Below are 21015 nucleotides of genomic sequence, written 5' to 3'. Positions count from 1 at the left end.
CAAGCTTTTTTTGCGTTGTGTTAAAAAAACGGTGTAATGAAGATGCCGAGCACAAGGGAAACAATACCGATTCCCATCGCCCATCCGCCTAAAGCGCCTGCTCCTCTTCTTCTGGCGATATAGCCGACGATAATGCCGCATGCCCCTAATAAAACAGGGAGCACAAACAGGGAAATGATAGAAATAGCCAATGCTGCATACCCTATCCCCCGGCCTTCACTTACTCCGTCCCGATTATCATCACGGTCTGCTGCCCGGTCAGAAGCACGATATGGCTCTGAAATTTCGGCCGCTGTTTCTTCTGAATAAACATCACGCGTGATATCGGTTCCTTCCGATCCATGATCCACGTAGTAGTCGTTGCCTTTTCGATTTTCGTAATCGTATGCCACCTTCAATTCCCCCTTTTTCTTTTATGAAAGGAGCTTTTTTAGTTTCCGCGTTTTTTACGAATTCATGTTTGCTAAACTTTTCTGGTATTGTTAATTGTTTATGTTACACTTGAAGGGATGAATTTATAGGAGTGTGGACATGTTACGGTTAGGTATAGATATTGACGGCACAGTTACGGCACAGGATACATTTGTCCCTTATTTAAACCGCTCATTTCATCTTTCCATTACCTTGGATGATATGACTGATTATGATCTGACGAAGCTTTTGAACATTACAGACGAGGAATTTTGGGAATGGATGAACGTTCATGAAGCAGCCATATATAAAGAAGCGAAGCTCGCGGAATTTGCCAAGCAGGCACTGGACGGACTGAAAGAAGAGCACCGCCTGATCTACATTACGGCAAGACGCGGCCACTTAGAAGATGTTACGCTGGACTGGTTTGCAAACCGGGACATTCATTACGATCACATTGAGCTTGTCGGAGGCCATCACAAAGTGGAAGCCGTCAAAAAACACGGCATTGATTTATTTTTCGAAGATCACCACGGCAATGCGACAATGATCGCAAAAGAAGCAGGCATTCCGGTTATCCTTTTTAACTCCCCATATAATCAGCTCCCCATCGATTCCAATATTATCAGGGTGCAGAATTGGCTTGAAGCCGTCGCCTGGATTAATAAAAACAAACATAGCTTTCAGCATGTCAAAAGCTGAAAAAACCTCCTGTATAAGCAGGAGGTTTTTTATCGGCACGCCGGACAGGTGCCGTAAATTTCAAACTTATGGCCGCTGATTTCATACCCTTCCAAATCATCGTGCAGCTTATCCATCGGACAGGACTCAATTTCCTTCGTTTTCCCGCAGGTTAAACAGATAAAATGGTGATGATGATGGGTATAAGAGCATGTAAAACGGAACAGTTTTTCTCCGGAAAGCTCCGTCGTTTCCAAAATGCCGAGTTCTTCATATAACGAAAGATTTCTGTATATGGTATCAAAGCTCAGACCCGGATAGTCGTCATTTAATGCGGCAAGCACGTTTTTGGCGGTCAGATATTTATCAGAATCAGCAAAAAGCTGCAGCATGTCTTCTCGCTTACTCGTATATTTATACCCTTTTTCTTTCAGCAGGTTCAACGCTTCTTGTACGTTCATGAGGACCTCCCCTTTACAACACGGTATCGCTCCAAAAAGAAAATGGCAGCTGTCTGAACAGCAGGCCATTTTCTTATGATGTATCAAATTATACCTATAAAATGATGAAAAGTAAATGAAAGCCTAGTGAATCGCGGTTTTGAACTTACCGCCCCTCGTTTCATGGGTATTCATGATTGTAATAAAGGCGTTTTTATCAATTTCAAACACAATGGATTTCAATTTAGTCACTTCAAGCCTTGTCACGACCGCGTAAATGACTTCTTTGGTTTCATCCGTATATCCGCCTTTTCCCTGAAGCTTAGTGGTTCCCCGTCCAAGCCGGTGCAATATTGCATCTGAGATCTCAGCATATTGCTCTGCAACAATAATGACCGCTTTTGTTTCATCAAGCCCCTGGATGACCGCGTCAATCGTTTTCATGGCAATATAATAAGTCATGAAAGAATACATTGCCTGCTCCGGACCGAACACAAAACCGGCCCAAATGAAAATAAACACATTGATGAGCATAACGAATTCCCCGACTGAAAAGGGCAGCTTTTTCGTGAGAAGGATACCGAGGATTTCAGTACCGTCCATCGAGCCTCCGTTTCGGATGACAAGGCCTACCCCGAAACCGAGCAAAAGCCCCCCGAATACCGTCGCCAAAATAGGCTGGGTCGTAATGGCCTCCACATGGTGCAATGAGGATTCAATCAGCGCTAAACCGACGATTCCGATAACAGTAGAGATGAGAAATGTTTTTCCGATATATTTATATCCGAAAATCATAAATGGAATGTTGAGTAACACAACGAATAAGGCAAAATTGAGGAGGGGATTGGACATAAAGAGGTGGTCTAAAATTAATGAAACACCGATAATGCCTCCGTCGATAAAATTATTAGGGACCAGAAACAATTCAATACTTACGGCGGCTGAACCCGCCCCGATCAGAATCATAATGACCCTGAAGATAAAGTGTAAAAATGATTCTCTTTTATGCTGTTTATTTGGGGTCATAAAATCTCCTTTCCTATAATAACTATTTTAAACAGTAAGCAACTTTATTTTACCATTAAAAGCTGTAACATTTTAATGATCTGCTCAATACATTATGTCTAAAGAGGTGAAAGTATCGATGATTTTAATACAAAGAATTATTTTGCAGCGGCTCAATCAAGTCACTGCGGACGATCTGCTGAAATATTCCAAGCAATACGGGATCAGCATTACAAGAAGTCAAGCGGCTGAGGTAGCGGCTCTGATGCACGGAAAAAACATCAATATTTTTGATGAACAGGAGCGGCTGCGCCTGCTGAAAAAAGTGGAAACGATAACTTCAAAAGAAACGGCGCGGAAAGTTGACGAACTTTTCAATCAATTCTCAGGGTAAAAAAGGAGGGACACCCGCCCCTCCTTTCTTTCTTATTGAGCTGATATTTTTTCAAGAAGCTCCTTATCAAACTGCTTTTCTTTCAGCATTTCGATTTCAAAACGGTACGGCGGCTTCTTATTTTTCTTGTCTTCGCCTACATACGGTGTTTCGAGGATTTTCGGGATATCGGCAAGCTGCTCGTGATGAACGATGTACTGCAGAGCGTCAAAACCGATCTCTCCGAACCCGATATTTTCATGGCGGTCTTTCCGGGCGCCTTTGACATTTTTACTGTCGTTAACATGAAGGACTTTTATCCGATCGATGCCGACGATTTTATCAAACTCGTTAAGAACACCGTCAAAATCATTAGCGACATCATACCCGGCGTCATGGGTGTGGCAAGTGTCAAAGCAGACGGATAGATGTTCATTATGCGTGACTCCCGCAATGATCTCGGCCAGCTCTTCAAAGCTTCTCCCGCATTCTGATCCTTTGCCCGCCATTGTCTCCAGCGCAATCTGCACGTTTTGCCCGGGAACAATCACTTCGTTTAAACCTTCAATGATTTTTTTGATGCCCGTCTCAGCCCCGGCTCCGACATGCGCCCCTGGATGAAGCACGATCTGTCTCGCGCCGATCGCTGCCGTTCTTTCAATTTCAGAACGCAGAAAATCAACGCCCAGCTCAAATGTTGCCGGATTTGTCGTATTTCCAATGTTAATGATGTACGGCGCATGCACGACAATCTCATCGATGCCGTTTTCCTTCATATGGGCGCGGCCCTCTTCGATATTCAAGTCTTCAATTTTTTTGCGGCGCGTGTTTTGGGGAGCGCCTGTATAGATCATAAATGTATTCGCCCCGTACGAAACAGCTTCCTTGCTTGCGGCAAGGAGCATATGTTTTCCGCTCATTGAGACGTGTGAACCTATTTTCAGCAACCCGATTCCCCTACTTTCCTTTGTTAGATTTGTTTCTTCTCTGCTTTCTTTTTATCTTTTCCATTTCGTAGCTCATTTTCTTTTTATAGCCCGGCTTCACTTTTTTCGGTTTTTTCACGAGGCGCTTCGCCATTTGGTCAGCCTCATTCTCCGATTTTTTGCGTTTTTTGCGGCGGTGGCGGTCATCGCCTTTCTTCCATTCGCCGTTTACAAGCTCCGCATAGTCAAACACAATACCCATCTTTTCGAGTCTTACGAGCGCATCTTCGTCAGAAAGCTCATAAATGGTCAGTGCTTGGCCTGATGAACCCGCGCGTGCGGTTCTCCCGACGCGGTGAACATAAAAATCCAGATCGTCCGGAAGCTCATAGTTGATGACGTGGCTTACGCCTTTAATGTCAATTCCTCTTGCCGCAAGGTCTGTCGCAATGACATAAGTGAATTCCAGATCATTAATCTGCTTCATTACCTTCTTACGCTCACGCGGCGTTAATCCCCCGTGCAGAAGACCGATCCTCATGCCCTTTTCAGTCAGGTATTTCGCAATATGGTCAGCCGTGTTTTTCGTATTTGCAAACACAATGCCCAGATAAGGGTTCAGATGAGACATCATATCAAAAAGCAGTTTGTCTTTATCACGCTGTTTAGAAGGAACCAAAACATGTTCAATCTTTTCGGCTGTGATTCTTTTCGGCTCAACATGCGCGTACTTCGGATTTTCCATATACTTTTTCAAAAACGGCTTCAGCTTTTCCGGAATCGTAGCTGAGAACACAAGCATCTGAAGTTCTTCCGGCATACGCGATCCGATGTAATCAACGTCTTCTAAAAAGCCCATGTCAAGCATCAGATCAGCTTCGTCAATGACGAGAGACTGCGCTTTATAGACGTTCAATGCCTGCGCCTTAATCAGATCCGCGATCCGGCCCGGCGTTCCGACGACGAGATGAGGCTGTGTTTTCAGCTTATCAATTGATTTTTGCTTGTCCGTCCCGCCGATGAAGCATTTTGTCCGGATCGGCTCATCTTCCGCACCCTGTGTGATTTTGAGTGCTTCCTGATGAATCTGATTGGCAAGCTCTCTCGTCGGCGCCGTGATAACAGCCTGTACCGTATCAGAACCCGGATCAATCCGATTCAAAATTGGCAATAAATAGGCGTGGGTTTTCCCCGTCCCCGTCTGGGACTGCCCGATCACGCTTTCGTTTTTCAGTACGGCAGGTATCAGACGCTTTTGAATATCTGTCGGTTCATAAAAACCAAGGCGGTGAACTGCATCTATAATAAACGGTTTTAAGTTGTATCCATCAAATTTAGTTTCTTTCATTTTTCCCAGCTCCTTAAAGCGGCACATTCTGTGTCCATCATCACATTATAACCGATTTTACTTAAAAACACCATGTCTTGGGGGAATCCTGTTTTCGAGACAGAAAAGCAAATGCCCCCTCCGATGCATATTGTAATAGCAGAGAGACAGAAAGGAGGTACAAGTATGTTTCCACAGCAGCCGATGAGAAATATGGCGCAGCAGGGACGGCCGTTTATGAATCCGCGTATGATGATGGGAGGAAGACCGTCATTGCCGGGACGGCAGCTAATGCAGCAGGGCCGGCAGCTTTTCCCTCAGCAGCAGATTGCCGGAGCGGGCCTGAGAAACGCAGGCACGGGCGGCGGAGGGGGCTTAAAAGGTATGCTTTCCCGTTTTTTACCCGGTTCAGGAGGAGGAAGCGCTGCCGCGTCGGCACCGGCGGCGGCCAGCGGAGGAGCAGGTGCAGGACTGCAGGGAATACAGAACCTGGCAAGTCCGGCATCCCTGTCGAACATGCTCGGCAACGTTCAGAAGGTGCTCGGCGTGGCGCAGCAGGTTACGCCGATGATCCAGCAGTACGGTCCTTTAGTACGGAGTCTGCCCGCCATGATGAAGCTTTACAGCCAATTAAGCAGCAGTGATGACGAGAATGAATCTGACGAGACGAAAGAAACAGACGAACAGGACAAAAAGGATGAAGCTGAAAAAACAGATGAAACAGAAGATGAAAACAAATCAGACGCCTCATCCAAAACATCAAAGAAGACGTCTGAAAAAGCATCCGCTTCAAAAGAAAAAGACGCCGCACAGGCAGACTCAGCGGAACAGCCGCGTCCAAAAAGAACATCGGGCAGATCAAAGCCGAAATTATATATTTAACATTCTTTGATATCTCACGAAAGATTAGCTATAATGAGATCAGAAGAATGCAAGATTTGAGCCGTTTAACTACGGCTTTTTATATTGCCTCTACACTCACTTTTGATAGGAGGACATCTACATTGGACGTTATCAAAATATCGCCGCGCGGCTACTGTTACGGCGTTGTTGATGCCATGGTCATAGCCAAAAACGCGTCACTCGATAAAACACTGCCAAGACCTATATATATACTCGGAATGATTGTTCATAATAAGCATGTCACAGATGCGTTTGAGGAAGACGGCATTTACACGCTTGACGGCACAAACCGTCTGGAGATTTTAAAGCAGGTGGAAAAAGGAACCGTTATTTTCACGGCTCACGGGGTATCTCCGGAAGTAAGAAAAGCCGCTGAGGAAAAAGGGCTTGTTACGATTGACGCCACATGCCCGGACGTCACGAAAACACATGACTTAATCCGGAAAGTAAAAGCTGAAGGTTATCACGTCATATACATCGGTAAAAAAGGCCACCCCGAGCCTGAAGGAGCTGTCGGCGTCGCTCCTGAAATCGTTCATCTCGTTGAAACAGAGGAAGACGTGAGAAATCTCGATATTCAGGCTGAGAAATTAATCGTTACAAACCAAACGACAATGTCCCAGTGGGACGTCCACGATATTATGGAATCAGTCAAAGAAAAGTACCCGTACGTGGAATACCATCAGGAAATCTGCCTGGCCACACAGGTTCGTCAAGAAGCTGTATCAGAGCAGGCAAAAAAAGCGGACTTAACCATTGTTGTCGGTGATCCGAAAAGCAATAACTCCAACAGACTGGCGCAAGTGTCAGAAGAAATCGCCGGAACAAAAGCCTACCGAATCGGAGACATCAGTGAACTGAAGCTCGAATGGCTGAAAGACGTCAATACCGTCGCCGTTACCGCAGGCGCATCAACACCGACACCGATTACAAAGGAAGTCATCCGCTTTTTAGAGCAGTTTGACCACAACGATGAATCGACATGGCAGCTTGAACACAGTGTGCCGCTTAAAAAAATCCTTCCGAAAGTAAAAATAAAAGACTGAGGCCCGGGGCCTCAGTTTTTTTATAAGAAGGTAAATGGGTTTGTATCTGTTTCGGAAGCGAAAATGCGCACATCATAGTTTTTCTCTCCTGCCATTGCCGTAAGCTTCTCAGCCGTGCCTTTTCTCATGATCTTTTCAGCATAATGCCCCGGATCCACAACGTTTAATCCCATCATCATCGCATCATGCGCTACATGGAAATAAAGATCGCCCGTCACGTAAACATCTGCACCTTTCCGCTTTGCCTGATAAATATATTTATTTCCGTCACCGCCAAGAACCGCGACTTTTTTCACCTTGCTGTTTCGCTCTCCGACCATCCGGACTCCGTTAACGTCAAACTTTTCTTTCACAAACAGAGCAAACTCTTCAAGCGTCATGTCTTGCTGAAGTTTTCCGATGCGGCCGAGTCCTTTTTCAAGCGGAGACTGCTCCACCGGATAAATATCATATGCCACCTCTTCATACGGATGGCTTTTTTTCAGCGCTTTTACGACGGTTTTCTCCATACTTGCCGGAAAAACGGTCTCAAGTCTCACTTCATGGACGAGCTCCAGTTCTCCCGTCTGTCCGATAAACGGTTCTGCCCCGTCCAGCGGCTTAAAGCTGCCGATTCCCTCAGAGGAGAACGCGCAATGGCTGTAATTGCCGATATGTCCCGCTCCGGCGTTGCCAAGTGCGGTTCTTACAGCTTCTTCATAGTCTTTCGGAACATAGACGGCAAGCTTTTTCATCGGGTCCGAATATGTCGGGACAAGCACTTCTGTGTCTGTCAGGCCGAGAGCTTCGGCAAGCAGATCATTCACACCGCCGTCCGCCACATCAAGATTCGTATGAGCCGCATATACGGCAATATCATGCTTTATACATTTCTCAATCAGTCTTCCGCCAGGCTGATCAGTGGTGATCTGTTTAAGCGGCCGAAAAATCGGCGGATGGTGGGCGATAATTAAGTCAACTTTTTTCTCAATGGCTTCATCTACCGTTTGTTCCAGAACATCCAGTGTCACCATGACATTTTTCACCGGCTTATTCAATGTACCGATCTGCAGGCCGATTTTATCTCCTTCCACCGCAAAAGCCTTCGGTGAAAATTGTTCAAACAGCTGGATGATTTCCTGTCCGTTTACATGTTTAGGCATGTCCGATTACCTCCTTCAGCAGAGAAATCCGCTCTTTCAATTCAGCTAATTTTTCATGACTTTCATGCTTTGCGCTGCGGCTGATCTGTTCATAAATTTGTTCAGTATGCTTAAGTTCCTGGCTCCATTTCCGAAGAAACACTTCATTCCTCTCTTTTAATAAAAACGGACCCGCAAGCATTCCGGCAGCCATCGGCACGTCCCGATACGGCGCATCACGGTCGCCAGTTTCCGCAACGAGGATTTCATAACACTTTCCGTCTTCTTCGAGAATCACTTCATCAATCAGTTCATAGCCTTCCTGATACAGCCACTCTCTTATATGAACGGCATGAATATTCGGCTGCAGAATCAGCCGTTCACGCCCCGTCAATTTCGTTTTTCCGGACTCCAAAATATGAGCGATCAGCGCTCCGCCCATGCCAGCGATTGTAATGGCGCCGGCTTCTCCTTTTTCAAGGACGCTCAGCCCGTCACCTTTCCTTACGGAGATAAGAGTGCTTAAGTCCAGTTTTTCCACCTGCTGTTTGGCGGATAGAAACGGTCCGTCTGTAATTTCACCGGCGATTGCCCGGCTTGCCAAATGATTCAAAACGGCATAGCAAGGAAGATACGCGTGGTCCGACCCGATATCAGCAACCAGGGCACCCGGAGGGATATATTCCGCCACAGACTGCAATCTTTTAGATAACTTCATTTCATTCACAATATCACAACTTTTCTCAGGTTCTTTTTCCTTTACTATCATATAAAAAAACCGCCCGGAATCCAAGCGGCGGATAGAGTTTTTCATATGTCTTTTATATAGGGACCGGTAAAGCTTTATTTAATGTCAGAAACCCATTTTGCCATGTCATCCAGCTTTTCGGCCGGCACAAGGCCCGCGGGCATCCCGTTGCCGCCTTTTTCAATTTTTGTTTTAATCTCAGCGACATCTTTTCTTTTGCCGACGCCTTTTAAGTTCGGCCCTGATACACCTTCATAGTTTTCCCCGTGACAGGTGATGCAGTTCGCTTTATAAATCTCTTCAGGTGAAGCGTTTGCAGTTTCCTTCTCGGCATTTTTGCTTTCACCGCCGCTTGCGATCTGATGCGCATCTCCATTGCCTTTTACAGCTAAAAAGAAAGTCAGCCCTATTCCCAGCACTGCAATGAGCAAAAAAGGAATCAGCGGATTCCACTTCATATCTCCATCCCCCTTTTTCATTCTCCCCCTATGTAAACACTTCTAATTCTAACTTATTTTTACAAAAAGTAAATGGTCTTGCTCAGCAATTTCATTGATTTCACAATTTATACAAAAAGCAAAAATAACTGTTTTGTTTATCACAAAATTATCTTTATTCTATTGTATAATGAATTGTATACGCTTACAATAAAGAATATAAATAAACTTATCTCATTTTCCCCCTTTCAGGACATGCCGCATTTTTTCCAAACTCATTTGCAAAACATATGCTTATCCAGTAAAATAAAGGTATATTATCCATATATCTTATACATAAAAAAGAACGGATCAAAAAGACCCGTTCCATTCTATTCGAGAAAATCCTTCAGACGTTTGCTTCTGCTCGGATGTCTCAATTTGCGAAGCGCTTTTGCTTCAATTTGGCGAATACGCTCTCTCGTTACTCCAAACACTTTGCCTACTTCTTCCAAAGTTCTTGTGCGTCCGTCATCCAGACCGAAACGGAGACGCAGCACGTTTTCTTCACGATCTGTCAACGTATCCAGCACATCTTCCAGCTGTTCTTTTAAAAGCTCATATGCCGCATGATCCGACGGAGATGTCGCTTCCTGGTCTTCGATGAAATCACCGAGATGTGAGTCGTCCTCTTCACCGATCGGCGTTTCTAAAGAAACAGGCTCTTGAGCAATTTTTAATATTTCACGGACTTTTTCAGGCGTAAGATCCATGTCTTCAGCAATCTCTTCCGGTGTCGGCTCTCTGCCAAGATCCTGAAGAAGCTGACGCTGCACCCGGATTAATTTGTTGATGGTTTCCACCATGTGAACCGGGATACGGATTGTTCTCGCCTGGTCAGCGATGGCGCGTGTAATCGCCTGTCTGATCCACCAAGTCGCATACGTACTGAATTTATATCCTTTACGGTAGTCAAACTTCTCGACGGCTTTCATGAGACCCATGTTTCCTTCTTGGATCAAGTCTAAGAAAAGCATGCCGCGGCCGACATACCGTTTAGCAATGCTGACAACTAAACGAAGGTTTGCTTCAGCCAGTCTGCGTTTAGATTCCTCGTCACCCTCTTCAATTTTTTGAGCGTAGGTGATTTCTTCTTTAGCAGAAAGAAGATTTACCCGTCCGATTTCCTTAAGGTACATGCGGACTGGATCATTGATCTTTACGCCAGGCGGTACGCTGAGGTCATTAAGGTCAAATTCTTCTTCGGCTTTGGCAAGCTGTTGAATATTAGGATCTTCCGTTTCTTCATTTTCACTAATTAATTCAACACCTTGTTCTCCTAAAAATTCATAATACTCATCCATTTGGTCTGATTCAATTTCAAAGCTGGACATGCGTTCAGCAATTTCTTCATATGTTAAAACGCCACGTTTTTTTCCAGTTTCAGTAAGCTGCTCTTTTACCTGGTCTAATGTAAGTTCTGTTTCTGTTTCGTGGGTTTGTTTATCAGCCATTATGGATCCCTCCTTCCAAAGCTTGCAACGAATTCTAAAAGCGGTATGTTTCTTATCCGACCCGGAAGCCTTCTCTCTTTTTCAGCATGCAGGGCTGCGGATAATAAATGACAATTCATGATGAGGTTAAGCGATCTATTTGCTCCTCCGCAAGGAATCATTGCCAATCAGAACGCAAGCCTCTTTGTGGTGTTACTTTAATGATCGGTTCAATGCAACAATTTCTTGAGCCAGAGACGCAGCTTTCACGAAGTCTTTCTGCCTCTCCGCATCCGCTCTTTCTGCTTCTTTTTCCTTTATCATTGACCATTTTCGGTGATCCAACACTTTTTTTACGTAATCGGATAACTCGGCCTCTGAGAGCTCCTCGTTTACTTGGAGCATCCCTATATCTGAAAGCAGCTGGCTGATTTCCTCATCCTGCATTCTCGCCATAAGATGCTGCGGCGTCATGTCAGCGCCCTCTTCATAAACAGCGTACAGGTATGCTGCCAGCGCACGATGTCCGTCAATGTTAAATTCAAAGCCGACACGCTCAATCACTTTCTTTATGACGTTTCGGTCTCTCAGCATATGAGCGAGCAGAAGTCTTTCCGCGTTCTCATAGGCGGGACGGAGACGGCGCCGTTTCGCTTTTGTCGTCACCCGGGCCCGTCTTGTCTGCGGTTCGGCGTTTTTGTCGCCGGGGGCGTTTTGTCTGGCGTAGATGGAAAGCTGTTCAGTCAAAGATTCTACCGAAAGAGAAAATTCTGAGGCGAGCTGCTTCACATACATTTCCTGCTCAAGCGACCCGGAAAGAGCGCTGATTTCTTTCAGCACTTCTTTCATGTAAGCGAGCCGGTCTCCTTCGTCAGATAAGTTTTTCCCTTTGCGGAAATACTGCATTTTAAAAGCCATGACCGTAACGCTTGCATCAATGATATCGGTCCGGAATTTTTCTCCGCCCCGGGTTCTGATATAATCATCAGGATCAAGCCCGTCAGGCAGCATGCTTACTCTTACCTTACAATCGGCTTTCTGGAGCAGGCCGGCCGCTTTCAGCGTAGCTTCGTACCCGGCTTTATCCGAATCGTAGCAGAGAATGACCTCCTGAACATTTCTCCTGAGGATTTTCACATGTTCTTCGGTGAGCGACGTCCCCATTGTGGCGATACTTTCTTTTACGCCTGAGCTGACGGCGGATATGACGTCAGCGAAGCCTTCAAACAGAACGGCTCTCTCCTCTTTCCTGATCGGCAGGCGCGCCTTATGAAAGTTATACAGCAGCTTAGATTTATGAAACAGCGGCGTTTCCGGGCTGTTCATATATTTCGGCTGCTGGCTTCCGAGCGCCCTTCCTGAAAAAGCCGCCACGGCTCCGTGGTGATCATGAATGGGAAACATAATTCTGTTTCTGAAACGGTCAAAATACCCGCTGCCGTCTTCCCTTCTGATCAGCAGACCCGCTTTTTCCATCAGTTCTTCCTCAAAACCGCGCTTTTTCAAGAATTTCGTCATGAAATCCCAGGAATCCAGCGCGTAGCCGATTTCAAACTCATCTATGAGCTCTTTCGTAAAACCCCTTGATAAAAGGTAATCTAACGCTTCCTGGCCTTCCTTTGTATTTATTAGCAAATGATGGTAAAATTTCTTCAGAAGCTCGTGGGCTTCCGCCATCTTCTGCTCTCCGGAAGATTCCGGCCTGGATGCAGAGTGAATCGTTATATCATCAGGGAAATCAATCTGATATTTATCCGCAAGGTGAGAAACAGCTTCCGTAAATGAATAACCTTCCATCTGCCGTAAGAAAGAGAAAACGTTCCCGCCCGCACCGCATCCGAAGCAATGAAAGATCTGCTTATCGCTGGAGACGGAAAACGAGGGCGTGTTTTCCCCGTGAAACGGACAGAGCCCAAAGTAGTTGCGGCCTTGCTTTTTCAATTGGACATAATCACCTATGACTTCAACAATGTCTGCTGACTGCTGCACCTGATTAACTACTTCATCTGGTATGCGGTTTCCCATCTTATAACACTCCGTCGTACATTATTCGATGTTTTGATTTGAAATCCCTTCATCATTCGACAGGATTTTTTTAAGCAGGGTAACAAATCGATTCCGATCTTCTTTATTTAATTTTTTAGGTCCTTTGGAATGAATGCCGCTTCTTCTCATTTTGCCTGACATATGACGGCTCATCAGAGCGAAGTCAATCGTGTCTTCAGTATAAGAACGGCCCCTTTCCGATAAGACGGCAATATTTCTGTTCAGCAAAAGAGAGGCTAAACCGATATCCTGCGTGACTACGACGTCTCCCGATCTCACATAGTTTGCGATATATAAGTCTGCCGCTTCTTTATGAGGATCAACGTATACCCAGTTCTCGTCTTTGCTTCTGGAAAGCTGGTAGTGTTCAAATGATGCGACGAAAATAACCCGAACGCTGTATTGCGATGCAATGAGCATTATTTCCTCTTTTACGGGGCATGCGTCTGCATCGACAAAAATCGTCTTTTCTTTTTCATTTAGAAGACTAATTCTCCATCCCTCCATCAATCTCCTGCATAAAAACAAGCGAAATCGCATATGCTCCATGACTGCGGATCTATTTTGAGCTTTGTCGAAAAATTTCCGGGAGTTATTCTTGACATCTTACCCATAATAGTTTATTCGTATCACACGAAGCTTAAACCTAAAAATAAACATTTTATCACAATTTTTTATTATAATACAAACTTCGCAAAGATGCCATCCTTTTTGTTTATTCCCTATTTGCATACCCAAAAACCCAGGATAAAGCGTCCTGAGTTATCGGCCCTTTGTTTTGAGATGATGAATGATGTTCGCTGTTTCCTCGACCGCTTTATTCGAAACGTCAACGACTTGGCAGCCGATCCGGTCCACGATTTTCTCAAAATACTCCAGCTCTTCTTTAATTCTGTTGATATTGGCGTAAATGGCTTTGTCATTTAAGCCGAGAGATTTTAACCGTTCTTTTCGTATATGGTTCAGTTTATCAGGGCTGATTTTTAAGCCGATGCATTTTTTCGGATCAACGCTGAACAGTTCTTCCGGCGGATCGACCTCAGGAACGATCGGCACATTGGCCACTTTCAGACGCTTATGGGCAAGATATTGTGATAATGGGGTTTTAGACGTTCTGGATACTCCGAGCAGGATGATATCGGCTTTTAAAATGCCTCTTGGATCTCTGCCATCGTCATATTTGACGGCAAACTCGATCGCCTCGACCTTTTTGAAATAATCTTCATCAAGCTGGCGGACGCGGCCCGGTTCATATTTAGCGGTCAGACCGTAAGCCGATTCCATTTTATCGATGAGCGGACCGATAATATCGTAATACAGCACATTCGCTTTTTCCGCTTGTTCAACCAGGTATTTGCGCATTTCAGGAACAACGAGCGTAAAACAAATAATGCCGCCGTCCGCTTTGGCGAGAGACACGACTTCATTAATGGTGCCGATATCTTCCACATAAGGTATTCTTCTGATATGCGTATCATCGGCTGAGCCGTTAAACTGGCTGAGCGAGGCTTTTACAACGAGTTCGGCGGTTTCTCCGACTGAGTCTGATACTACATAAATGATGCGATTGTCCATGTTATCCCCCCGTTAGTTTTCAAGCTTATATGATTTCATTTTCTGATAAACTGACAAGTATCTTAGTCATATTCGTTTTGGTAAACCGGCCGATGACCTCAAAGCCTTTATCCGTATCTTTAATAACGGGCAGGGCATCGATCTGTTTTTCAATTAAATACTTGGCGATGTCCATCACATAATCGTCACGCCGGCAGACGGCGATATTCGGCATTCTTGTCATGATAATATGAACCGGTATTGAGGCAAGTTCCTGCTGGCCGATGCTCGCCCGCAGCAAATCTTTGCGTGACAGCACACCGACTAAGACAGCATCACGATCTACGACAAATAACGTGCCGACATCTTCTAAAAACATGGTGCAGATGGCATCGTATACCGAGACATTCTCATTGATGACAACAGGGATCGATTGAAAATCTTTCACTTGCAGCTTTTTCAATTTATCCGCAAGCAGCTGATTTCCCGTTTTCCCCGTATAAAAATAACCGACCCGCGGACGGGCCTCTAAGAAGCCTGACATGGTGAGTATGGCCAAGTCCGGCCGCAGCGTGGCCCTCGTTAAATTGAGCTGTTCTGCGATATGCTCTCCGGTAATCGGGCCGTTTTCCTTTACAATCTGTAAAATTTGTTCTTGCCGTTTATTTAATTCGATCGTACTCACCACCTTTATGGAAGGGTTTCTTTATCTATGTTTTCATTCTGTGATGTTTATGTAAAAGGGGAAAAGACGATTGCCGATCACACAGCAACCGTCTTTTTCTTTATTTTACAATAAGATGATTCATATTAGCAAAAGACTTGATCACATCTGCAAGAGCGGTCATTTGCGCTAAACGGTTGGTTTTTAATGCTTCATCGTCCGCATTTACCATCGTGTGATTAAAGTAGTCTTCAATCGGCTCCTTTAATCCGCTGAGCACGGCAAGCGCCTGTTCATAGTTTTTGGAGGCAAAGCTTTCCGCGACACTGTCTTTTGTTTTTTGATAAGCGTCATACAGCTTTTTCTCCTGTTCATTTTCAAACAGATCCGGCTTGACATCGCGGCTCTCGCCTTTTTTGCTGATGGAGATGACCCGGCCGAGTGATTCAGCCGTTTCTTTAAAGCCGGGTGTGCCGAGGTGCTTCTCAAGCACTCTTGCCTTATGAACGGCTGCATACGGCTCAAGCTCTGTGCTGTCCAGAACGGCTTCAATAACGTCATGACGGATGTCTTCAGCGTTTAAGACGTATTTCAGACGCTGTGTAAAGAAATCGAGGAGCTCATTTTCTTTTTCCGTTTCTGTCAATGACAGCAGCTCTTTAAACGAAATGCCCCAATTGCGGTCGATCAGAATGGAAACGATGCCGCTTGCCTGACGGCGCAATCCGTACGGATCCTGAGAACCTGTCGGAATTACGTCAATGCTGAAGAAGGAAGCAATCGTGTCCAGTTTATCAGCTAACGCCACGACCGCGCCGGTAAAGGTTGAAGGCACTTCTCCCCCGGCCGCTCTCGGCATATAGTGCTCATTGACAGCGGCAGCGACGGCATCATCTTCACCGAGCATGCGCGCATATTTTTCTCCCATTACGCCCTGAAGCTCAGGGAACTCATAGATCATATGTGTAACCAGGTCAAATTTAGAAATCTCTGCGGCGCGCTTCACAAGGTTTTGCGTCTGTTCATCCGCTTTCAGGCGGACGGCAAGTTTGCCCGCAATGGCGGCCGCTCTTCTTACTTTATCTTCAAGGGAGCCGAGCTCTTCATGGAAAACGATATTTTCCAGTTTCTTCACGTTTTCATCAATGTTCAGCTTTTGGTCTTCTTTGTAGAAGAACGCAGCATCTGAAAGCCTTGCTCTCAGCACTTTCTCGTTTCCGCGGGCAACATTTTCAATTGCATGGCTGTTCCCGTTTCTTACCGTAATAAAATGAGGCAGCAGATTCCCGTTTTCATCTTTTACCGGGAAGTAGCGCTGATGCTCTTTCATTGTTGTTACAAGTACTTCTTCAGGGATAGAAAGAAACTCGGATTCAAAAGATCCGTAAAGCGCCGTCGGGTATTCCACCAGATGGTTGACTTCGTTCAGCAGGTCCTCATCGATCGGAATGTTCCATTTCTTCTCGGCCGCAAGCGCGTCCAGCTGGCTTTGGATCATTTGTTTGCGTTCTTTCGGGTCAGCAATGACGCTTTGTTCTTTCAGCAGCTTTTCGTATGATGACGGTGCATCAACAGATACTTCTTGGCCGAGAAAGCGGTGTCCCTGCGTGTTCCGGCCCGTCTCGACATTTGTGATTTCAAACGGAATGACGTCTTTCCCAAAGAGAGCGATAATCCATTTGATCGGACGGATATAGCGCAGATCCTGCGTGCCCCAGCGCATGTTTTTCGGAAAATGCATTCCGGCAATCAAATTTTCCAGCTGCGGTAAAAGTGTCTTCGTCTCTTGTCCCGCCTGGAATTTTTGAACGAAGACATATTCCGTGCCGTTTACATCTTTTATATACAGATCATCCACTCCGGCGCCTTGGCCTTTTGAAAATCCGATAGCGGCTTTTGTCCAGTTTCCGTCAGCATCCAGAGCGATTTTTTTCGCAGGGCCTTTTGCTTCTTCCTGAATATCAGCCTGTTTTTCTGCTACGTCTTTTATATATACTGCCAGACGTCTCGGCGTATTAAAAAGTTTCACTTCGCCATGGGCGATATTTTTTTCAGCCAGCCAGTCGGTCAGCTTTTCACCGAGCTGCACCATGCTGTCATGTAAAAACCGCGCCGGCATTTCCTCGAGTCCGATCTCTAAAAGCAAGTCTTGTTTACTCATGGGAAGAGCCCTCCTCTTTAAGCATTGGGAACCCTAATTTTTCCCGTTCTTCATAATACGTTTTTGCCACTTTTCTCGCTAAGTTGCGGACACGGCCGATATAACCCGTCCGCTCCGTCACCGAGATCGCGCCTTTTGCATCGAGCAGATTAAATGTGTGAGAGCATTTCAGCACATAATCATAGGCCGGATGCACGAGCCCGTTATCCATTTGTCTGATCGCTTCTTTTTCATAGGTGCTGAACAAATGGAAAAGCATATCCACGTCAGATGTTTCAAAAGTATAAACGGAATGCTCATATTCAGCCATCATAAATAAATCTTTCACAGTAAATCCTGACGTCCATTCAAGATCAAAGACGTTTTCTTTATCCTGAATATATGACGCGAGACGTTCAATACCATACGTGATCTCAACGGATACCGGTTTACATTCAATTCCGCCCACCTGCTGGAAGTATGTAAACTGAGTAATTTCCATCCCGTCAAGCCATACTTCCCAGCCGAGACCTGCACAGCCTAAAGACGGGTTTTCCCAGTTGTCTTCTACGAAACGGATATCATGTTCAAGCGGGTCAATGCCGAGCGCACGCAATGAATCAAGGTAAAGCTCTTGAATGTTATCAGGCGACGGCTTGATAATGACTTGGAATTGATGATGCTGATAGAGCCTGTTCGGGTTTTCACCGTACCGTCCGTCCGCAGGCCGTCTGGACGGCTCAACGTAAGCCACTCTCCACGGTTCCGGCCCGATGCTTCGTAAAAATGTATACGGGCTCATTGTGCCTGCGCCTTTCTCCACATCATACGACTGCATGAGCACACAGCCTTCATTCGACCAGTGCTTCTGCAAGGTTAAAATCATATCTTGAATGTTCATTTCAAGCACCTCCACTTTCTCCATTCTTTTACAAGTGCGGCGGCAACCAAAAAACTCCCGTCTCTATGCTTGCCGGCCGCAAACATAGGGACGAGAGTTCTCCCGCGGTTCCACCCTAGTTGCTGAGGATGTGAATCACTCAGCCTCTTTTTAAAGGGTTGCTCGAGAATGCCTTTCGTTGCGCGCTCATCCTTAGCTTACACTGCCCTAAGGTCGCTTGTATGAGTTGGACGCAAGTACTTCTTTCTGTCACTGCAACATATTTTATAATAAATGATCATATAAAAAGATGGGCAGAATGTCAACTTTTGTTTTCATCCAAAAGGTTCTTCATGCTTTCCATCTGATCTAAAAACCGTTTTGACTTTAAATAAAGTCCTGAATATTCCTCGTAATACAGATCAATGACCCGTTTAATTTCGTTTTTGGTTTCCTGTTTTAACGAGACGCTGCCGAGCCTTCCGATATCAAAGTAATAAAAAAGCCTTAGCAGCCTTGCCGTTTGCGGCGAAATCGGAACTCTGTACGGATCCTTTTCAAAGCAGCGGTGGCAGATAAACCCGTTATCTCTTATCGAAAAATGAAACGTTCCTTCCCCGCTTTTGCAGTGGACACAATGATTCAGCTCCGGATACAGCCCCATGACGCCGAGCATTTTCATCTGCACGATGAAGGTGATCACGTCCGGGTCAGTCCCGTCATTCAGCCTCTTAAAGGATTCGAGAATCAATTCGAATAAATAGGGGTTCGGTTTCTTCTCTTCCGTTCCTTTGTCAGTGAGTTCAGCGATAAAAGCGGCATACGCCGTCAAAAATAAATCTTCTCTGATCGTTCTCATGCTGAGAATCATTTCACCCTGCTGGAGCGTGCCGAGTCCGGATGTTCTTTGCATTAAAAATGACCCGTACAAAAACGGCTGGCTGACTGCTGACAGCCGGCTGGCTGACTTCCTGGCGCCCCTTGCCATGACGCCGATTTTGCCGTGTTCCCTCGTCAGCAATGTCACGATTTTATTCGTCTCCCCGTAGTCATTCGTACGGAGCACGATTCCTTCACATTTAGTCAGCATTTCCGCACCTTCCAACAATGGGAGGGGCCAAGAGGTTTACAAAATTGGAAAATCAATTCGGGCTAGCTCATCTTCCGGTTCTTCGGGTCTTTCCAGGTTCTCTTTTTCCAGTTCTTTAAAAAGAAGGTACGTATCAACACTTCCTGTTTGAGAAAATACGTTCCAGGTAAAATTCAACACAAAAAACCCACCTTTCATCATTAAACTAGCTTGCAAATCCAAATTCTTACCCTTATCTTGACCTGATGTCCTCCTTTTCATGTTAAACAAATTTTGCTAACGAATCCCTGCTTCTGTGAGGTAATCTCACACCTCAGGCATGCGCCTTAGATGAATTAATATTCATCCTCTTTGAAGCCGAAATCACGCAGCTGAGACATTTTATTCCGCCAGTCCTTCTGCACCTTCACCCATAATTCCAGGTAAACGCGTGAGCCCAAAAGAGCTTCAATATCAGCCCGCGCTCTTTTGCCGACTTCTTTCAGAAGCGCTCCTTTTTTGCCGATGACGATGCCTTTTTGAGAATCCCGCTCGACCACAATGGTGGCAGCGACATGGACGGAGCCGTTTTCCTGCCCTTTAATGGACTCGATAGCGACAGCGATGCTGTGCGGCACTTCTTCCCTTGTCAGATGGAGCACCTTTTCTCTGATCAGTTCAGAAATAATGAACCGCTCGGGGTGGTCAGTCACCTGATCGCTCGGATAGAACTGAGGCCCTTCCGGTAAATACGCTTCAATCTGCGCGAGAAGGGTTTCGACGTTGTTCCCTTCCAAAGCTGAGATCGGCACGATTTCTTTAAACGGATAGCGCGTACGGTACTCATCAATTAAAAGAAGCAGCTGGTCAGGGTGGATCTTATCAATTTTGTTTACGATCAGAAAGACCGGTGTAGACGTCTGTCCGAGCTTTTCAATGATAAACTCGTCTCCTTTTCCGTACCCTTCTTCGGCGTTAATCATAAATAACACCAAGTCAACTTCTTTCAGCGTATTCTGCGCCACTTTCATCATAAAGTCGCCAAGCTTGTGCTTTGGTTTGTGAATGCCCGGTGTATCAATAAAAATGGTCTGCGACGTGCCGGTTGTCAGCACCCCTTGGACTTTATTTCTTGTCGTCTGGGGTTTGTCGCTCATGATGGCGATCTTTTGACCGATGACCCTGTTTAAAAAGGTAGACTTTCCTACATTCGGCCTTCCGATGATAGATACAAATCCTGATTTAAAGCTTTCGTTCGTCATGTAAATCCTCCGATGAAAATGCGCCCGGTAATAATTCTTCCGCAGTCATTTCTTTTATTTGTCCTTGTAAGTTGGTCAGAATAACAAGCATATCCTTTGAGCACAGCTCGGAAATTACTTGTCTGCAGGCTCCGCACGGCGAAACCGGTCCCGGAGTATCCGCAGCCACGGCGAGCATCGCAAATTCCGTATCCCCCTCGGAAACAGCTTTGAATATCGCCGTGCGTTCAGCACAGTTGCACATGCTGTATGCCGCATTTTCGATGTTGCAGCCTCTGTACACTTTTCCGTCTTTGGTAAGAAGAGCGGCTCCCACTCTGAAATTTGAATACGGCACATACGCTGTGTCCCGCGCTTTTAATGCTTCTGCAATCAATTCTTGTCTGTTCATGTGTACTTAATTCCTCTCTTACCTTTATCCTGTATGATACCGCTGTCACTTTTATTTTACATAATTATGATTGGTTTTTCACGCCCATTTTTGGCAATGTAAAATAATTGTAAGAATCT

23 protein-coding genes are annotated in these 21015 nt (G+C 45.5%); 4 read left to right on the top strand and 19 right to left on the bottom strand.

Annotation, left to right across the window (positions count from 1 at the left end; translation table 11 throughout):
- Nucleotides 1-20: 20 nt before the first annotated feature.
- On the bottom strand, nucleotides 21-398 hold the full coding sequence (locus tag D5S11_RS07860) for a DUF308 domain-containing protein (protein WP_087920773.1): 378 nt from the start codon (nucleotides 396-398) through the stop codon (nucleotides 21-23).
- 133 nt (nucleotides 399-531) lie between these two features.
- Here D5S11_RS07860 and D5S11_RS07855 point away from each other — a divergent pair, with 133 nt between their 5' ends.
- A complete protein-coding gene (locus D5S11_RS07855; protein ID WP_007408297.1) occupies nucleotides 532-1113 on the top strand; it encodes a nucleotidase in 582 nt (193 codons plus the stop codon).
- A 29-nt stretch (nucleotides 1114-1142) separates the two neighbouring features.
- Here D5S11_RS07855 and zur read toward each other — a convergent pair whose 3' ends face one another.
- Nucleotides 1143-1553, bottom strand: coding sequence for a zinc uptake transcriptional repressor Zur (gene zur, locus D5S11_RS07850; RefSeq protein ID WP_003153018.1), 411 nt, complete (start codon nucleotides 1551-1553; stop codon nucleotides 1143-1145).
- A gap of 123 nt (nucleotides 1554-1676) precedes the next feature.
- Complete coding sequence (locus tag D5S11_RS07845; protein ID WP_007408296.1) at nucleotides 1677-2558, bottom strand: YitT family protein; 882 nt, start codon at nucleotides 2556-2558, stop codon at nucleotides 1677-1679.
- 118 nt (nucleotides 2559-2676) lie between these two features.
- Between D5S11_RS07845 and D5S11_RS07840 the strand changes: the two genes are divergently transcribed.
- Nucleotides 2677-2931: a DUF2624 domain-containing protein gene (locus tag D5S11_RS07840; protein WP_003153013.1), complete on the top strand. Its 255-nt coding sequence runs from the start codon at nucleotides 2677-2679 to the stop codon at nucleotides 2929-2931.
- Between the two features lie 32 nt (nucleotides 2932-2963).
- On the opposite strand, the gene D5S11_RS07835 is transcribed toward D5S11_RS07840, so the two are convergent.
- Entirely contained in the window at nucleotides 2964-3857 is an 894-nt protein-coding gene (locus D5S11_RS07835; protein ID WP_007408295.1) for a deoxyribonuclease IV, read from the bottom strand.
- Between the two features lie 10 nt (nucleotides 3858-3867).
- Complete coding sequence (locus D5S11_RS07830; RefSeq protein WP_003153010.1) at nucleotides 3868-5184, bottom strand: DEAD/DEAH box helicase; 1317 nt, start codon at nucleotides 5182-5184, stop codon at nucleotides 3868-3870.
- A gap of 165 nt (nucleotides 5185-5349) precedes the next feature.
- On the opposite strand from D5S11_RS07830, the gene vrrA reads away from it, so the two are divergent.
- Both vrrA and D5S11_RS07820 read left to right on the top strand, forming a co-directional pair.
- A complete protein-coding gene (vrrA, locus tag D5S11_RS07825; protein ID WP_007408294.1) occupies nucleotides 5350-6045 on the top strand; it encodes a VrrA/YqfQ family protein in 696 nt (231 codons plus the stop codon).
- Nucleotides 6046-6167: 122 nt separating this feature from the next.
- On the top strand, nucleotides 6168-7112 hold the full coding sequence (locus tag D5S11_RS07820) for a 4-hydroxy-3-methylbut-2-enyl diphosphate reductase (RefSeq protein WP_007408293.1): 945 nt from the start codon (nucleotides 6168-6170) through the stop codon (nucleotides 7110-7112).
- A gap of 20 nt (nucleotides 7113-7132) precedes the next feature.
- Here D5S11_RS07820 and D5S11_RS07815 read toward each other — a convergent pair whose 3' ends face one another.
- The 14 genes from D5S11_RS07815 to D5S11_RS07750 all read right to left on the bottom strand — a co-directional run bounded on the left by D5S11_RS07815 (nucleotide 7133) and on the right by D5S11_RS07750 (nucleotide 20896).
- Nucleotides 7133-8254, bottom strand: a complete 1122-nt coding sequence (locus D5S11_RS07815) for a Nif3-like dinuclear metal center hexameric protein (protein ID WP_007408292.1) — start codon at nucleotides 8252-8254, stop codon at nucleotides 7133-7135.
- Nucleotides 8247-8951, bottom strand: a complete 705-nt coding sequence (locus D5S11_RS07810) for a tRNA (adenine(22)-N(1))-methyltransferase (protein ID WP_032866478.1) — start codon at nucleotides 8949-8951, stop codon at nucleotides 8247-8249. Before D5S11_RS07810 ends, D5S11_RS07815 begins: the two co-directional genes overlap by 8 nt.
- 125 nt (nucleotides 8952-9076) lie before the next feature.
- Entirely contained in the window at nucleotides 9077-9439 is a 363-nt protein-coding gene (gene cccA / locus D5S11_RS07805; RefSeq protein WP_003152999.1) for a cytochrome c550, read from the bottom strand.
- Between the two features lie 350 nt (nucleotides 9440-9789).
- A complete protein-coding gene (gene rpoD, locus D5S11_RS07800) occupies nucleotides 9790-10911 on the bottom strand; it encodes an RNA polymerase sigma factor RpoD (RefSeq protein WP_003152998.1) in 1122 nt (373 codons plus the stop codon).
- A 192-nt stretch (nucleotides 10912-11103) separates the two neighbouring features.
- A complete protein-coding gene (gene dnaG, locus D5S11_RS07795; protein WP_007408290.1) occupies nucleotides 11104-12915 on the bottom strand; it encodes a DNA primase in 1812 nt (603 codons plus the stop codon).
- 21 nt (nucleotides 12916-12936) lie between these two features.
- Nucleotides 12937-13443 (bottom strand): YaiI/YqxD family protein, encoded by a 507-nt coding sequence (locus D5S11_RS07790; protein WP_108724815.1) that lies wholly within the window; start codon nucleotides 13441-13443, stop codon nucleotides 12937-12939.
- 255 nt (nucleotides 13444-13698) lie between these two features.
- Nucleotides 13699-14511: a pyruvate, water dikinase regulatory protein gene (locus tag D5S11_RS07785; protein ID WP_003152991.1), complete on the bottom strand. Its 813-nt coding sequence runs from the start codon at nucleotides 14509-14511 to the stop codon at nucleotides 13699-13701.
- Between the two features lie 25 nt (nucleotides 14512-14536).
- Nucleotides 14537-15175 carry a transcriptional regulator CcpN gene (gene ccpN, locus D5S11_RS07780; RefSeq protein ID WP_003152989.1) on the bottom strand — a complete coding sequence of 213 codons (639 nt, stop codon included), beginning with the start codon at nucleotides 15173-15175 and terminating at the stop codon, nucleotides 14537-14539.
- Nucleotides 15176-15275: 100 nt separating this feature from the next.
- Nucleotides 15276-17315 carry a glycine--tRNA ligase subunit beta gene (gene glyS / locus D5S11_RS07775; protein WP_108724814.1) on the bottom strand — a complete coding sequence of 680 codons (2040 nt, stop codon included), beginning with the start codon at nucleotides 17313-17315 and terminating at the stop codon, nucleotides 15276-15278.
- The gene (gene glyQ, locus D5S11_RS07770; protein ID WP_003152984.1) at nucleotides 17308-18195 is read right to left on the bottom strand and encodes a glycine--tRNA ligase subunit alpha; all 888 of its coding nucleotides are present in this window, start codon (nucleotides 18193-18195) and stop codon (nucleotides 17308-17310) included. The genes glyS and glyQ overlap by 8 nt, the downstream gene beginning before the upstream one ends.
- Nucleotides 18196-18496: 301 nt before the next feature.
- Complete coding sequence (recO, locus tag D5S11_RS07765) at nucleotides 18497-19264, bottom strand: DNA repair protein RecO (protein WP_007408287.1); 768 nt, start codon at nucleotides 19262-19264, stop codon at nucleotides 18497-18499.
- A 36-nt stretch (nucleotides 19265-19300) separates the two neighbouring features.
- A complete protein-coding gene (locus D5S11_RS07760) occupies nucleotides 19301-19444 on the bottom strand; it encodes a YqzL family protein (RefSeq protein WP_007408286.1) in 144 nt (47 codons plus the stop codon).
- A gap of 155 nt (nucleotides 19445-19599) precedes the next feature.
- Complete coding sequence (gene era, locus D5S11_RS07755; RefSeq protein ID WP_007408285.1) at nucleotides 19600-20505, bottom strand: GTPase Era; 906 nt, start codon at nucleotides 20503-20505, stop codon at nucleotides 19600-19602.
- On the bottom strand, nucleotides 20486-20896 hold the full coding sequence (locus D5S11_RS07750; protein ID WP_003152976.1) for a cytidine deaminase: 411 nt from the start codon (nucleotides 20894-20896) through the stop codon (nucleotides 20486-20488). Before D5S11_RS07750 ends, era begins: the two co-directional genes overlap by 20 nt.
- Nucleotides 20897-21015: the final 119 nt, after the last annotated feature.

It is taken from the genome of Bacillus sp. L75 (genome assembly GCF_003676355.1).
In the GTDB taxonomy this organism is placed as follows: Bacteria; Bacillota; Bacilli; order Bacillales; family Bacillaceae; genus Bacillus; species Bacillus velezensis.
The sequence above is the reverse complement of the archived record's forward strand: the minus strand, read 5'-3'. Positions and strand labels throughout refer to the sequence as shown.

Coding starts and splice junctions, on each gene's coding strand:
- glyQ (WP_003152984.1), bottom strand. CDS start 18,195: ATGAACATTCAAGATATGATTTTAACCTTGCAGAAGCACTGGTCGAAT.
- D5S11_RS07815 (WP_007408292.1), bottom strand. CDS start 8,254: ATGCCTAAACATGTAAACGGACAGGAAATCATCCAGCTGTTTGAACAA.
- cccA (WP_003152999.1), bottom strand. CDS start 9,439: ATGAAGTGGAATCCGCTGATTCCTTTTTTGCTCATTGCAGTGCTGGGA.
- D5S11_RS07790 (WP_108724815.1), bottom strand. CDS start 13,443: ATGGAGGGATGGAGAATTAGTCTTCTAAATGAAAAAGAAAAGACGATT.
- recO (WP_007408287.1), bottom strand. CDS start 19,264: ATGCTGACTAAATGTGAAGGAATCGTGCTCCGTACGAATGACTACGGG.
- rpoD (WP_003152998.1), bottom strand. CDS start 10,911: ATGGCTGATAAACAAACCCACGAAACAGAAACAGAACTTACATTAGAC.
- D5S11_RS07855 (WP_007408297.1), top strand. CDS start 532: ATGTTACGGTTAGGTATAGATATTGACGGCACAGTTACGGCACAGGAT.
- D5S11_RS07830 (WP_003153010.1), bottom strand. CDS start 5,184: ATGAAAGAAACTAAATTTGATGGATACAACTTAAAACCGTTTATTATA.
- D5S11_RS07845 (WP_007408296.1), bottom strand. CDS start 2,558: ATGACCCCAAATAAACAGCATAAAAGAGAATCATTTTTACACTTTATC.
- D5S11_RS07840 (WP_003153013.1), top strand. CDS start 2,677: ATGATTTTAATACAAAGAATTATTTTGCAGCGGCTCAATCAAGTCACT.
- zur (WP_003153018.1), bottom strand. CDS start 1,553: ATGAACGTACAAGAAGCGTTGAACCTGCTGAAAGAAAAAGGGTATAAA.
- D5S11_RS07810 (WP_032866478.1), bottom strand. CDS start 8,951: ATGAAGTTATCTAAAAGATTGCAGTCTGTGGCGGAATATATCCCTCCG.
- D5S11_RS07785 (WP_003152991.1), bottom strand. CDS start 14,511: ATGGACAATCGCATCATTTATGTAGTATCAGACTCAGTCGGAGAAACC.
- era (WP_007408285.1), bottom strand. CDS start 20,505: ATGACGAACGAAAGCTTTAAATCAGGATTTGTATCTATCATCGGAAGG.
- dnaG (WP_007408290.1), bottom strand. CDS start 12,915: ATGGGAAACCGCATACCAGATGAAGTAGTTAATCAGGTGCAGCAGTCA.
- glyS (WP_108724814.1), bottom strand. CDS start 17,315: ATGAGTAAACAAGACTTGCTTTTAGAGATCGGACTCGAGGAAATGCCG.
- vrrA (WP_007408294.1), top strand. CDS start 5,350: ATGTTTCCACAGCAGCCGATGAGAAATATGGCGCAGCAGGGACGGCCG.
- D5S11_RS07750 (WP_003152976.1), bottom strand. CDS start 20,896: ATGAACAGACAAGAATTGATTGCAGAAGCATTAAAAGCGCGGGACACA.